At 70.0% G+C, this 13,652-nt stretch carries 10 protein-coding genes; 2 read left to right on the top strand and 8 right to left on the bottom strand.

From position 1 onward, the window contains the following. Window positions 1-143 precede the first annotated feature (143 nt). Both ACLQ2O_RS14285 and ACLQ2O_RS14280 read left to right on the top strand, forming a co-directional pair. Window positions 144-3,623 carry a GH92 family glycosyl hydrolase gene (locus tag ACLQ2O_RS14285; RefSeq protein ID WP_425831267.1) on the top strand — a complete coding sequence of 1,160 codons (3,480 nt, stop codon included), beginning with the start codon at window positions 144-146 and terminating at the stop codon, window positions 3,621-3,623. Between the two features lie 28 nt (window positions 3,624-3,651). Beyond that, complete coding sequence (locus ACLQ2O_RS14280; protein ID WP_425831265.1) at window positions 3,652-4,506, top strand: peptidylprolyl isomerase; 855 nt, start codon at window positions 3,652-3,654, stop codon at window positions 4,504-4,506. A 632-nt stretch (window positions 4,507-5,138) separates the two neighbouring features. Here ACLQ2O_RS14280 and ACLQ2O_RS14275 read toward each other — a convergent pair. The 8 genes from ACLQ2O_RS14275 to argC form a co-directional block, all read right to left on the bottom strand. Beyond that, window positions 5,139-5,801 carry a DNA-3-methyladenine glycosylase gene (locus tag ACLQ2O_RS14275; protein ID WP_425831263.1) on the bottom strand — a complete coding sequence of 221 codons (663 nt, stop codon included), beginning with the start codon at window positions 5,799-5,801 and terminating at the stop codon, window positions 5,139-5,141. A gap of 31 nt (window positions 5,802-5,832) precedes the next feature. Then, on the bottom strand, window positions 5,833-7,242 hold the full coding sequence (argH, locus tag ACLQ2O_RS14270; RefSeq protein ID WP_425831261.1) for an argininosuccinate lyase: 1,410 nt from the start codon (window positions 7,240-7,242) through the stop codon (window positions 5,833-5,835). Between the two features lie 70 nt (window positions 7,243-7,312). Then, window positions 7,313-7,909: an arginine repressor gene (locus ACLQ2O_RS14265; RefSeq protein WP_425831259.1), complete on the bottom strand. Its 597-nt coding sequence runs from the start codon at window positions 7,907-7,909 to the stop codon at window positions 7,313-7,315. After that, entirely contained in the window at window positions 7,906-8,838 is a 933-nt protein-coding gene (gene argF / locus ACLQ2O_RS14260; protein WP_425831257.1) for an ornithine carbamoyltransferase, read from the bottom strand. The genes ACLQ2O_RS14265 and argF overlap by 4 nt, the downstream gene beginning before the upstream one ends. A gap of 274 nt (window positions 8,839-9,112) precedes the next feature. After that, a complete protein-coding gene (locus ACLQ2O_RS14255; RefSeq protein ID WP_425831255.1) occupies window positions 9,113-10,345 on the bottom strand; it encodes an acetylornithine transaminase in 1,233 nt (410 codons plus the stop codon). Further along, a complete protein-coding gene (argB, locus tag ACLQ2O_RS14250; RefSeq protein WP_425831253.1) occupies window positions 10,342-11,292 on the bottom strand; it encodes an acetylglutamate kinase in 951 nt (316 codons plus the stop codon). Before argB ends, ACLQ2O_RS14255 begins: the two co-directional genes overlap by 4 nt. Beyond that, entirely contained in the window at window positions 11,289-12,491 is a 1,203-nt protein-coding gene (gene argJ, locus ACLQ2O_RS14245) for a bifunctional glutamate N-acetyltransferase/amino-acid acetyltransferase ArgJ (RefSeq protein WP_425831251.1), read from the bottom strand. The genes argB and argJ overlap by 4 nt, the downstream gene beginning before the upstream one ends. Next, on the bottom strand, window positions 12,488-13,519 hold the full coding sequence (argC, locus tag ACLQ2O_RS14240; protein WP_425831249.1) for an N-acetyl-gamma-glutamyl-phosphate reductase: 1,032 nt from the start codon (window positions 13,517-13,519) through the stop codon (window positions 12,488-12,490). The genes argJ and argC overlap by 4 nt, the downstream gene beginning before the upstream one ends. Window positions 13,520-13,652: the final 133 nt, after the last annotated feature.

Here is a 13,652-nt window from a genome sequence, read left to right as displayed (position 1 = left end):
CCGCGCGGCACGAGGGGGCTTGTGAGTTGCGGAACGCGGTTGCCTGGTTGCGGAACGTGCGGAAAACCTTGACGGGACCTGTGACAGTCGGGTATCTCTTGCTGACAACGATGTCACACCGCCCGTGACAGTACCGCCCCCGAATGCCGCAGCGTCTCGCCTGGTGCACGTCGTCCGCCGCCCTGGACGGCGTTCCCAGGGCGGGCGGTGCGGACGTGCCGCGGTGCCGTCCCGACGTCGAAGGACTGCCCGTGATGAAGCACCGTCGTACTGCTGCCGTCTTGGCCGGCTCCCTGATCACCGCACTGGTCTCGACAGCGCTGGCCACCGCAGCGCCGAGCCCGTCTCCCCAGTACGACGGACAGCCGACCACTGCCCCACCCAGCACCACACCGCCGGGCCTCAGAGCGCAGGAAGCACACGGGCAGAGCCGGATCACCAGCAGCTCGCTGGACCCGACCGAGCACGTCGACCCGCTGATCGGCACGTCCAACCTCGGCGACGTCTTCCCCGGCGCGGTCATGCCGTACGGCATGTTCTCGTTCAGCCCGGAGACCAGCCGCGGCAACCAGTTCCGCACCGCCGCGCCCGGCGGCTACCTGTACGACGCCACCCGCATCCGCGGCTTCAGCCTGACCCACATGTCCGGCACAGGCTGTGCCGGCGGCTCCGGCGACATCCCCATCTTCCCGTACGCCGGTGCGGTGACCACCTCCCCGCAGACCGACGCCAAGGACGAGGTGTACGCCAGCACGTTCTCCCACGCCAACGAGGTCGCCAAGCCCGGCTACTACAAGGTCGGCCTCGACTCCGGCGCCACCGCCGAGCTCGCGGCGACCACCAGGACAGGCGCCGCGACCTTCACCTTCCCGGCCGACAAGGCCAAGTCCCTCCTCTTCCGTACGGCGAACTCAGAGGTCGGCTCCAGCGACGCCGGGGTCACCATCGACCCAGCCAAGCGCACTGTCACCGGCTCCGTGACCAGCGGCAACTTCTGCGGCTACCTGGCGTCCGTAGGCCAGCGCAGCTACTACACGCTGCACTTCGTCGCGCAGTTCGACCAGCCGTTCGCCAACCACGGCACCTGGAAGGACGCGGCCGTCAGCCCGGGCAGCACCTCGGCCACAGGCGGTACGACGTACGGGCCGGACGGCTGGATGCCGGCGGGCAAGGGCTCCGGCGCCTACCTCGGCTTCGACAGCAGCACGGTGACCATGCGGATCGGCATCTCCTACGTCAGCAAGGCCAACGCGGCCGAGAACCTGGCCAAGGAGAACCCACGCGGCCAGTCGCTCGCCAAGACGGCGGCGAAGGCCAAGCAGGCCTGGCGCGACCAGCTGAACCGGATCGAGATCACCGGCGGCGCCACGGCCGACCGGACCACCTTCTACACCGCGCTCTACCACGCCCTGCTGCACCCGAACGTGTTCAACGACGTCAACGGCCAGTACTGGGGCTTCGACCAGAAGGCGCACAAGCTCAGCCGCGGCCAGAAGAACCAGTACGCGACCTTCTCCGGCTGGGACGTCTACCGCTCTCAGGTGCAGCTCCTGACTCTCCTCGAACCGCAGCGTGCCGGAGACGTCGCGCAGTCCCTGCTCAACCAGGCCCAGCAGAACGACGGCATCTGGGACCGCTGGACGCACGCCTCCGGCAGTACGGCGGTGATGACCGGCGACCCGTCGGCGCCCGCGCTGGCCGGGATCCACGCGTTCGGCGGCACCAACTTCGACGTACGGACCGCGCTGAAGTCGCTGGTCAAGGCGGCGACCGTGCCGACCGCGAAGGACCTCAGCTCGGCCGGCAAGCCGGTGATGTCGATCGGGCAGCGGCCGTCGCTCGACAAGTACCTGGCGCTCGGCTACGTCCCGACCAAGTCGAACGCCTGGGGCGGCGCGGTCGAGACGCTCGAGGACACCACCGCGGACTTCGCGCTGGCCGAGCTGGCCACCGCGATCGGCGACCGCAAGACCGCCGACAAGTTCGTGAAGCGCTCGCAGTACTGGCAGAACGTCTTCAACCCCGAGAACGGCGGCTACATCCAAAACCGCGACGAGAATGGTGCGTGGCCCGCATTTGTGCCAAGCACGCAGGACGGGTTCGCCGAGGGCAGCAGCGCGCAGTACACGTGGATGATCCCGCACAACCGCGCCGGGCTGTTCGAGGCGATGGGCGGGAAGGACGTGGTGAACCAGCGGCTGGACGCGTTCTTCAAGGATGCCGACGGCAACTGGGCGCTGACCAGGTCCGGTGAGCTGCACGCGGAGATGGACAACGAGCCGTCGATCAACACGCCCTGGATCTACAACTACACCGGCCAGCCGTACAAGGCGCAGGAAACGTTGCGGCAGGCAATGAGTCAGCTGTGGAACACGACCACCGGCGGGATCCCCGGCAACGACGACCTGGGCGCGATGTCGTCCTGGTACGTGTGGACCGCGCTCGGGCTCTACCCGGACGTGCCGAGCCGGGCCGAGCTGCAGGTCGCGGCGCCGCTGTTCCCGCGCGCGGTGATCCACCGCGACAAGGGCCGGACGATCAAGATCAACGCACCGGGCGCGACGACTGCGACGAAGTACGTGCAGAGCCTGAAGGTCAACGGCCGTACGTCGTCCAAGCCGTGGCTCGGCGCAAGTTTCGTCCAGCGCGGCGGCACCCTGGACTTCAAGCTCGGTACGACGCCCAACACCGCGTGGGGATCCGCGGCGAAGGACGCACCGCCGTCGTGGCGGACCGGTGAGATCCCGTTCCAGACGTCGACCGACATCAGCCGGGTAGTGGTCGCTCCGGGGACCACCAGCGACCCGGTGACGGTCAAGGCGCACCGACTGAGCGGTACGGCGACCAGCGTCTCGTACACGGTGACCACCCCCACCGGCCTCACGGCATCACCTGCGAGCGGCTCCTTCACGGTCGACCAGTCCGGCGGTGCTCCTGTGCGGGTGACAGCAGCAGCCGGTACGCCGGACGGGCGCTACCCGGTCACCGTGGCGTTGAAGGCGGCCGACGGGACGGTGCTGCCGCGGCTCGGGTTCACCGTGGTCGTCGGGCAGCCCAACTCGTTCTCCGTGCTCCGCGAGGGTGTGGCCGCGTCGGACGACGCCAGTGACCACACCGAGGCGGACTTCGACGGTGGTGGCGTCAGCTACTCGCGGCAGGCGCTGGCCGCGGCCGGGCTCGCGCCCGGCGGGACGGTGACGAAGGAGGGGCTGACGTTCGTCTGGCCCGGCGTACCGGTTGGTGAGCCGGACAACGTGCCGGCTGACGGACAGGTGCTCAACCTGGACCTGCCGGCGGGGACGACGAAGCTGTCGTTCGTCGGGAGCGCGGTGAACGGAAACCAGGAGGGCAAGGCGACGCTGAAGTACGCGGACGGTACGACGAGCGAGGCCGACCTGTCGTTCAGCGACTGGACGCTCGGCGGTGGCGGCGACACCGTGCACTTCGGGAACCTGGTCGTCGGCTCCACGCCGTACCGGAACGAGTCCGGAGGTGGACGCGACAACGTGGCCACACATATTTTCGCCACCGCGCCGGAAGCTGTTGCCGCGGGCCGGATTCCGGTTAGCGTGACGCTGCCGAAGAACCGCGACCTGCGGATCTTCACGCTGGCCACCGGTTGATCCCGAACCGCCCTGAAGGAGAACCACGATGAGAGCCACCAGCCTTGTCGCCTGCGCCGCCCTGAGCGCCGCGGGCCTGCTTGCCACCACCAGTACGGCGCTCGCCGCACCGGCCCCCGCCGCTGCGCCGGGTGACGCCACCGCGTCCCAGCTGGTCCCCGCGGTCGGCCCGCTCACCCAGTCCGGACCGCTCGCGACGGCCGAGGCCGCATCGTCGCAGGCAGCCGCGGGCAAGCCCAGCACCCCGACCGGGACCACCACCGGCCCCTGCAAGTACACCGCCACGCCCGACGACCCGTCGCCGCGCCCGGTCTCCCTGCCGCCGGACCCGACGCCCACTCCGTCGAAGGGCGTCGTCCGGCTCCTCCTGGCGACCAACCAGGGCCCGGTGCTGCTCACGCTCGACCGCGCCAAGGCGCCGTGCACGGTGCAGAGCTTCCTGCACCTGGCGAAGAGCAAGTTCTACAACTTCACCACCTGTCACCGCCTCACGCTGTACCCGACCCTCAAGGTCCTCCAGTGCGGCGACCCGACCGGCTCCGGTGAGCGCGGCCCCGGCTACAGCTACAAGGACGAGCTCCCGACCGACCTGCCCCTGTGGCCGAACGACCCGCCGACCAGCCCCGCCCGCCTGTACGCGCGCGGCACCCTGGCGATGGCCAACGCCGGCCCGAACACCAACGGCAGCCAGTTCTTCCTCACCTTCGGCGACTCCCGCCTGCGCCCCGACTACACCGTCTTCGGCACCATCGACCGCCTCGGCCTCAAGGTCCTCGACCGCGTAGCCGCCGCCGGCATCGTCCCCACCGCCGACGACCCGGCCCCCGTCGACGGCACCCCCGTCCGCAAGACCGACATCCTGCTCGCCCAGAAGCTCTTCTGACCACTCAGCCCCCAGCCCCACAGCCCGCGGACTGTGGGGCTGTTCTCTGCCCTACGCAACCTTCACCATTGCCTCGGTTAACCCTGCAAGTTGTGGGTCCTCCCCCTGCATGAGGGGGTAGAACCCACAACCGCCGGGGTTAACCGGAGAACGCGCGAGGCGCCCGTGGGGCACGGTCGGGCGTGGGCGGGACACCGACGTGGGTCGAGCACGGGCCGGGCGGGCTGGACGGGCGCGGGCCGAGCACTGGCCGGGCGGGCGTGAGCCGAGCACGAGCCGGGCGAGCATGAACCGAGCACGAGCCGGGCGGGCATGGGTGGGACACCGGCGTGGGCCGAGCACCGGCCAGGCGGGCGGCGGCCGAGCACGGGCCGGGCGAGCGTGGGCCGACGTCGAGCACGGGCTGGGCGGGCATGGGCCGAGCACGGGCCGAGCACGGGCCGGCGGGCATGGGCCGAGCCCGGGCCGGGCGGGCATGGGTGGGACACCGGCGTGGGCCGAGCACCGGCCAGGCGGGCGTCGGCCGAGGACGGGACCAGGGACGGGCGTGGGCTGGGGTACGGAGTGACGGCGCCGCGGCGGGACGCGCTGCCGGGCGTGGTGAGTGCACGGGCGAGCGAGCCCGTGGGTGGCTAGCGGCGCTTGGGGACGTGCGGCCGGTACGGCGAGACCGTCGGATCGTCCGGGATCCAGAAGCGCCATGGGTTGTCGGCTGCTTCTCGGAGGCCTACTCGGGGGCCGGTGGACGGGGTGCCTGTGTAAGGGGTGCCGGGGAGGAGCTCGACCGGGGAGGAGTTGGAGAGGAGGTCCGTGCCGTTGGTGGTTCGGTCGGTGATGCCCAGGGCCTTGCAGAGGCGGGCCGGGCCGCGGGCCAGATCCCAGTCGGGGTTCCGAACTCGCCGTTTGGTGGGCAGCGCGGAGTTGAACTTCTCGACCACCGGCACAACAGCACCCCGCCGGGTGCGCGCCAGCTCGACGCCCTCGATCACCTCACCGGCGCGGAACAGCACAGCCGACGGCTGCCCGTCCGGGCCGACGCTCACGTTCATGCAGTAGTGCATGCCGTACGTGAAGTAGACGTACAAGAAGCCGGCGGGCCCGAACATCACAGCGTTGCGCGCTGTTTCGCCCCGAAACGCGTGCGACCCAGGATCGTTCGGGCCGTCGTACGCCTCGACCTCGGTGATGCGGACGGCGACCGTGCCATCGTCGGTGGTCCGGCGGAGGACCATGCCGAGGAGCTGCGGGGCGACTTCCAGCACCGGGCCGGCCAGTTGAGTACGACGAACGGGCATGTCTGGACCCTACTGGCCGGGCGGTGAGAGCTCAGGCGAGGCGTTCGGCGAAACGCAGCGCCTGGGCGCGGAGCTCCACCAGCTGCTCGGCCACGCGGTCCTTGGCCGTGCCGCCGCGGGCGTTGCGGGAAGAGATCGAGCCTTCCACGGTGAGGACCGTGCGAACCTCCGGCGTCAGGTGCGGCGAGATCGCCGCGAGCTCGGCGTCCGTGAGGTCCCACAGCTCGATCCCGCGCTTCTCGCACGCCTGCACGCACGCACCGGCCAGCTCGTGCGCGACCCGGAACGGCACCTTCTCCCGCACCAGCCACTCAGCAATATCCGTGGCGAGCGAGAACCCCTGCGGCGCCAGGTCCTCCAGCCGCGCGGTGTCGAACACCAGCGTCCGGATCATCCCGCTGAACGCCGGCAGCAGCACCTCGAGGGTGTCGACGGAGTCGAAGACCGGCTCCTTGTCCTCCTGCAGGTCCCGGTTGTACGCCAACGGCTGCGCCTTGAGCGTGGCGAGCAGGCCGGTCAGGTTGCCGATCAACCGGCCCGACTTGCCCCGGGCCAGCTCCGCGATGTCGGGATTCTTCTTCTGCGGCATGATCGAGGACCCGGTCGAGAACGCGTCGTCCAGCCGGACGAACCCGAACTCCTTGGTCGCCCACAGGATGATCTCCTCGGCCTGCCGGGACAGGTCGACGCCGATCTGCGCGGTGACGAACGCGAACTCGGCGACGAAGTCCCGCGCCGAGGTCCCGTCGATCGAGTTCGGCGAGGAGTTGGTGAAGCCGAGCTCGGTCGCCACGAACAGCGGGTCCAGCCCGAGCGAGGATCCGGCCAGCGCGCCCGCGCCGTACGGCGAGTCGGCCGCGACGCGCGTGTCCCACTCGGCCAGCCGCTCGAGGTCGCGGATCAGCGGCCAGGCGTGCGCCAGCAGGTGGTGCGAGAGCAGCACCGGCTGCGCGTGCTGCAGATGGGTCCGCCCCGGCATCGCCACGCCGAGGTGCTGCTCCGCCTGGTCGGCGAGCGTGGTGATCTGGTCGAGCACGAGCTTCGCGATGATCCGGCCGTGCTCACGCAGGTAGCTGCGGAACAGCGTCGCGACCTGGTCGTTCCGCGACCGCCCCGCACGGAGCCGGCCGCCGAGCTCGGCCCCCACCCGCTCCAGCAGTCCCCGCTCGAGCGCCGTGTGCACGTCCTCGTCGCCCTCAGCAGGCAGGAAAGCACCGGACAGTACGTCGGCCAGCAGCTCGTCCAGCCCGCGCAGCATGCCCTCGAGGTCGTCGTCGGTCAGCAGCCCGGCGCGGTGCAGCACCTTCGCGTGCGCCTTCGAGCCGGCGATGTCGTACGGCGCCAGCCGCCAGTCGAAGTCGGTCGACTTGCTCAGCGCCGCCAACGCGTCCGCCGGTCCACCGGTGAACCGGCTGCCCCACAGGGTCTCTCCCGTACTCATCCAGCAATCCTCTCAAGACACCACGAAACACAGCAGATGGGGGTCCGGCTCAATCAGTTGCTAACAGCAACTAGTCGGCGTCCTTGTCGCTCCGCGCGGCCAGGCTCAGGAAACGAGCCGCCAGCGCTTCGCCGCCGACAGGGTTGCGCGACACGACCATCACGGTGTCGTCACCGGCGATCGTGCCCAGCACGTCGTCGAGCCCGACATGGTCGATCGCGGACGCGAAGTACTGCGCGGCTCCCGGCGGCGTGCGCAGGATGACCAGGTTCGCACTACCCTCCGCCGAGACCAGCAGCTCCGACGCAACCCGCGCCAACCGGGCCTCGAAAGCGGCCGCCTCACCGGCGCGCGGGCTGCGATCCCCGCCCTCCCCCGGTACGGCGTACACGAGCTGCCCGATCGCGTCGCGGACCTTGACCGCGCCGATCTCCACCAGATCCCGCGACAACGTCGCCTGGCCGACGCCGAGTCCCGCACCGGCGAGCAACTCGGCCAGCTCGGTCTGCGACCGCACAGGCTGCCGCCCGAGCAGCTCCACGATCCGTTGCTGGCGCGCGGTCTTCGTGGTCGGTGCGATGCGCTGCTCGGCGCCGGTGGCGTCGATCGCCCGGTCGGTTGCGTCGGTCGCGGACATCGCCTGGCGGTCCGTGTCGTTCGGAGTCATGAGGAGAAGCTTCGGGCCAGGAGCCAGGAAAGCAAGGCCTTCTGGGCGTGCAGGCGGTTTTCTGCCTCGTCCCAGACGACGGACTGTGGCCCGTCGAGCACCGAGGCGTCGATCTCCTTGCCCCGGTACGCCGGCAGGCAGTGCAGCACGATCGCGTCGGCATCAGCCTTCGCCATCAGCTGCTCGGTGACCGAGTACGGCACGAACGGTGCCTCACGCAGCGCGGCCTCGGCCTCCTGCCCCATCGAGACCCAGGTGTCGGTGGCAACAACATCCGCACCGGCGATGGCCTCGGACGCGTCGTCGGTCCAGCTGACCGAGCCGCCGGTCACAGCGGCGATCTCCACCGCCTTGGCGAGGATCGCCGGGTCCGGCTGGTACTCGGCGGGCGAACCGATCGCCACGTGCATGCCGGCGGTCGCGCCACCGAGCAGGTACGAGTGGGACATGTTGTTCGCGCCGTCGCCGAGGTAGGTCAGCTTCAGCCCGGCGGTCTTGCCCTTGTGCTGCCGGACCGTCATCAGGTCGGCGAGGATCTGGCACGGGTGGAACTCGTCGGTCAGGGCGTTCACCACCGGCACCTGCGACGCACCGGCCATCTCGTCGATCCGGGTCTGCGCGCCCGTCCGCCAGACGATCGCGGCGACCTGCCGGGCGAGCACCCGCGCGGTGTCGGCGATCGGCTCACCCCGCCCGAGCTGCGAGGTCTGCGCGTCGATGATCAGCGGCACCCCGCCGAGATCGGCGATCCCGACCGCGAACGAGATCCGCGTCCGGGTCGACGTCTTGTCGAAGATCACCGCGACCGTCTGCGGCCCGGCCAACGGCTGGTGCCCGAACCGGTCCCCCGCCAGCTGCGCGGCCAGCGTCAGCACCTCGTCCTGCTCGACAGGACTCAAATCGTCGTCCCGCAGAAAATGCCTGATCACGACTCCTCCCACTGCGCGTCCAGGAGTCCCGCAAGGTTTTGGGGCCGCCCGTTCTGGACTGAGGAGGGAGGGAGCCTGGTCGTGGGGCCTCCCGTCCTGGACTGAGGAGTGGAGGGAGCGAAGCGACCGGAGCGACGAGGGAAGGACGGGAGTTTCAGCCCCGCGGCCCGTCGTGCCGGAGGCACGACCAAATGCACAGCGACCGACCGACGAGGGAAGAACGGGCGACAAAGCCCCAAAACCCGCGGCGACGAAGTCGACGCCAAAAATACAGTCATGAACGCACCTCCACTCGGTCCAACAAACCCGGAAGAGCCGCAACAAAAGCGTCCGCGTCGGCCTTGGTCAGAATGTACGGCGGCAGCAACCGCAGCGCGTCGGGAGTCGGATTGTTGATGATGAATCCCGCCTCCAGCGCAAGCGCCGCGATCTGGTCGGAGACCGGCTGGGTCAGTTCGATCGCCAGCAGCAGCCCGCGGCCGCGGACACCGCCGATCAACGGGTGGTCCAAAGCTTCGATCGCCGTCGCCAAGTGGTTGCCGACGGCACTGACATTCGCCAGCAGCCCGTCCCGCTCGATCACCGTCAGCACCGCCAGACCGGCGATCGACGCCACCGGGTTCCCGCCGAACGTCGTCCCGTGGTTCCCAGGCTGCAGCAGCTCGGACGCCGCGCCGAAGCCCAGGCACGCGCCGATCGGAATCCCCGCGCCGAGGCCCTTCGCGACCGTCACCAGGTCGGGCACGATTCCCTCGGCCTGGAAGGCGAACCAGTCGCCCGTCCGGCCGACGCCGGTCTGGATCTCGTCGATCCACAGCAGCGCGCCGTGCTCCGAGGTGATCCGCCGCGCCGCCTGGAGATAGCCGTCCGGCGGTACGACGATGCCGTTCTCGCCCTGGATCGGTTCGAGCACGACCGCGGCCGTCTCGTCGTCGACGGCGGCCTCGAGCGCGGCGGCGTCGCCGTACGGGACGAAGGTGACGTCACCGGGCAGCGGCGCGAACTGCTCGCGGTACGCCGGCTTCCAGGTGATCGCGAGCGCGCCCATCGTCCGGCCGTGGAAGGCGCCGACGGTGGAGACGATCTTGGTCCGGCCGGTCTTGCGGGTGATCTTGAACGCCGCTTCGTTCGCCTCGGTGCCGGAGTTGGTGAAGAACACCTTGCCGTCGGGGGCGTCGATCAGCGAGAGCAGCTTCTCGGCCAGCGCGATCTGCGGCGCGGAGGCGAAGAAGTTCGACACGTGGCCGAGCGTGGTGAGCTGGCTGGTCACCGCGGAGACGATGAACGGGTGCGCGTGGCCGAGCGAGTTCACCGCGAGGCCGCCGAGCAGGTCCAGGTACTTCTTGCCGTCGGCGTCCCACAGGTAGGCGCCCTCACCGCGGACCAGGACCTTCTTCGGCGGGCCGAAGGTGTTCATCAGCGAGTGCGTGTAGCGCTCGGTCAGCGCAGCGCCCGTGCCCGTGGAGGTCGACAGTTCGCTCAGTTCAGGCGGCATCAGTTCGGTCATGAGGGGATCACCTGGGTTCCACTTCCGGCGTCGGTGAAGATCTCCAGCAGCAACGAGTGCGGCACCCGGCCGTCGATGACAGTCGCCCGGGAGACACCGGACTGGACCGCCCGCAGGCAGGCCTCCATCTTCGGCACCATGCCCGAGGCCAGCGACGGCAGCAGCTCGGCCAGCTCGGCGGCGTCGATCTGGGTGATGATGTCGTCGCTCTCCGGCCAGTTGCGGTAGAGCCCGGCGACATCGGTCAGTACGACGAGCTTCGACGCGCCCAGCGCGACCGCCAGTGCGGACGCGGCGGTGTCGGCATTCACGTTGTGCGCCTGGCCGTCCTCGTCCGGCGCGATCGTCGACACGACCGGGATCCGGCCGGCGTCGATCAGGTCGATCACGGCCTCGGGCCGGACGTCGACCACGTCACCGACCAGGCCGATGTCGACCGCCTCGCCGTCGATCATCAGCCCGCGCCGCTCGGCGGTGAACAGCCCGGCGTCCTCACCGGACATCCCGACCGCGAACGGACCGTGCGCGTTCAGCAGGCCGACCAGCTCGCGACCGACCTTGCCGACCAGGACCATGCCGACGACGTCCATCGCCTCGGGCGTGGTCACCCGCAGCCCGCCGCGGAACTCGCTGTCGATGCCGAGCCGGCCGAGCATCTCGCTGATCTGCGGACCACCGCCGTGCACGACGACAACCCGTACGCCGCAGTGCCGCAGGAACACGATGTCGGAGGCGAACGCCTGCTTCAGCTCGTCGTCGACCATCGCGTTGCCGCCGTACTTCACGACGATCGTCTTGCCGTGGAACTCCTTCAGCCACGGCAGCGCCTCGGTCAGCACCGCGGCCTTCTCGACCGCATTTGCCTGAGCGGCCGCCGCGCTGATCGTCACCGTCTTGGAGCCCTTCGCCGTGGCCGCCACCAGGTCGGCCGATTCTGTTGTGCTCATGAGGAGTAGGCCGAATTCTCTTCTACATATGCGTGGGACAGATCCGTCGTGAGCACCGTCGCCGACGCGTCGCCCGCGTGCAGGTCGATCACCACGTCGATCTCCAGCCCGGACAGATCAGCCTCGGAGCGGTCGACACCCTTGCCTCCGGCAACGCAGATCGCGGCGCCGTTCAGCGTGATGTCGAGCAGCTGCGGGTCGAACGCGGTCGGCGCGTTGCCGACCGCCATCGCGATCCGGCCCCAGTTCGGGTCGGCGGCGAAGAACGCTGTCTTGCAGAGGTTGTCCTCGGCCACGACCTTCGCGGCGGCGACCGCTTCTGCCTCGGTGGCCGCGTTGCGAACGGTGATGCTGACGTGCTTGGTGACGCCCTCGGCGTCGGCCTGCAGCTGCTTGACCAGGTCGCCGGCCAGCGCGGTCAGCGCGAGCTCGAACTCCTCCGGCGTGACCGTGACGCCGGACGCGCCCGAGCTGAGCAGCAGCACGGTGTCGTTGGTCGACGTACCGCCGTCGACGTCGAGCCGGTTGAAGGTCTTGCCGACCGCGTTGCGCAGGACGTGGTCGAGGTGCGGCTGGTCCAGTACGGCGTCGGTGGTGATCACGCTGAGCATGGTCGCCATGTTCGGCGCGCACATCCCGGCGCCCTTGGCGAAGCCGCCGATGCTCCAGCCGCCCTCGTGCTTCAGCACCGCCTGTTTCGGCACGTTGTCCGTCGTCATCACCGCGGTCGCCGCGGCCAGGCCGTGCTCCGGGCCGTTGCCCAGGGCATCGACCACGGCCTTCAGCCCGGGCACCAGCTTGTCCATCGGCAGCCGTTCGCCGATCAGGCCGGTCGAGCAGACGCCGATCTCGACCGCGCCGACGCCGAGGATCGAGGCCAGCTCCTCGGCCGTCTTGTGGGTGTCCTGGAAACCTTCGGGACCGGTGCACGCGTTCGCGCCGCCGGAGTTCAGGACGGCGGCCTTCAGCTTCCCGGCGGTCAGCACCTGCTGGGACCACAGCACGGGCGCGGCCTTGACCTTGTTGGTGGTGAAGACGCCGGCCGCGGCGTACTCCGGGCCGTCGTTGACCACCAGGGTCAGGTCCGGCTTGCCCGCGGGCTTGATCCCGGCGATCACCCCGGCCGCGCGGAAGCCGGCCGGCGCGGTGACTCCGGCGCTCCGATCGACCGAGGCGGACGGGGTGACGGTTGCGGTCACGGTGCGACTCCTACCAGGGGAAGGGCCAGGGTCTCGTCGAGACCGGCGGCCAGGTTCATGCACTGCACAGCGGCACCGGCGGTGCCTTTGGTGAGGTTGTCGAGAGCGGCCACGACGACGACGCGGCCGGTGCGCTGGTCCAGAGCGAGCTGCAGGTGCACGGTGTTGGCGCCCAGGGTGGCCTGGGTCTGCGGCCACTGGCCCTCGGGCAGCACGTAGATGAACGGCTCGTCGGCGTACGCCTGCTCGTAGACGGCGCGGAGCTGCTCGATCGTGGTGCCCTCGGTGACCGGCGCACTGGCGGTCGCGAGAATGCCGCGGGCCATCGGCGCGAGCACCGGGGTGAACGAGACGCTGACCGGGCCGTCGGTGTGCGGCGCCAGGTTCTGCTCGATCTCCGGGGTGTGCCGGTGCACGCCGCCGACGCCGTACGCGGTGGCCGAGCCCATCACCTCGGCGCCGTGCAGGTTCGGCTTGGGACCCTTGCCCGCTCCCGACGTACCGCTGACAGCGACCACCACCAGTTGGGCGCTGTCGACGAGACCTGCCTGTACGGCGGGGAGCAGGGCAAGGGTGGACACGGTGGGATAGCACCCCGGTACGGCGACCCGGTTGGCGCCGCGGAGCTTCTCGCGCTGACCGGGGAGCTCGGGCAGGCCGTAGGGCCAGTGCCCGGCGTGCTTGCCGCCGTAGAACTCGATCCAGGCCTCGGAGTCGACCAGCCGGAAGTCCGCGCCGCAGTCGATCACGGTGACGTCGTCGCCGAGCTGCTCGGCGATTTCGGCGGACTGTCCGTGCGGCAGGGCCAGGAACACGACGTCGTGCCCGGCCAGCGTCGCCGCAGAGGTCTCCTCGAGCACCCGGCCGGCCAGCGGCGTCAGGTGCGGATGGTGCTGCCCCAGGGTGGACCCGGCGTTACCGCCCGCGGTCAGCGCCCCGATCTCCACCTCCGGGTGCGTCGAGAGCAGCCGGAGCAGCTCTCCCCCGGCGTACCCACTGGCCCCTGCAACCGCGACCCTCAGCGTCATGTGAATGAGTATGTCAGACAACGCATGAATATCCAACCCTGTTTTCGTGGGTCCGCCCTTCGAGACTAGGTGACGCAGGTCATGTCACAACGGCCTGGGCGTGGCGTGTCCGGGAGGTGGACTGAAGGAGGCT

It is taken from the genome of Kribbella sp. DT2, assembly GCF_049844575.1.
Classification (GTDB): Bacteria; Actinomycetota; Actinomycetes; order Propionibacteriales; family Kribbellaceae; genus Kribbella.
The sequence above is the reverse complement of the archived record's forward strand: the minus strand, read 5'-3'. Positions and strand labels throughout refer to the sequence as shown.

Coding starts and splice junctions, on each gene's coding strand:
- argC (WP_425831249.1), bottom strand. CDS start 13,519: ATGACGCTGAGGGTCGCGGTTGCAGGGGCCAGTGGGTACGCCGGGGGA.
- argH (WP_425831261.1), bottom strand. CDS start 7,242: ATGAGTACGGGAGAGACCCTGTGGGGCAGCCGGTTCACCGGTGGACCG.
- ACLQ2O_RS14255 (WP_425831255.1), bottom strand. CDS start 10,345: ATGACCGAACTGATGCCGCCTGAACTGAGCGAACTGTCGACCTCCACG.
- ACLQ2O_RS14275 (WP_425831263.1), bottom strand. CDS start 5,801: ATGCCCGTTCGTCGTACTCAACTGGCCGGCCCGGTGCTGGAAGTCGCC.
- ACLQ2O_RS14265 (WP_425831259.1), bottom strand. CDS start 7,909: ATGACTCCGAACGACACGGACCGCCAGGCGATGTCCGCGACCGACGCA.
- ACLQ2O_RS14285 (WP_425831267.1), top strand. CDS start 144: ATGCCGCAGCGTCTCGCCTGGTGCACGTCGTCCGCCGCCCTGGACGGC.
- ACLQ2O_RS14280 (WP_425831265.1), top strand. CDS start 3,652: ATGAGAGCCACCAGCCTTGTCGCCTGCGCCGCCCTGAGCGCCGCGGGC.
- argB (WP_425831253.1), bottom strand. CDS start 11,292: ATGAGCACAACAGAATCGGCCGACCTGGTGGCGGCCACGGCGAAGGGC.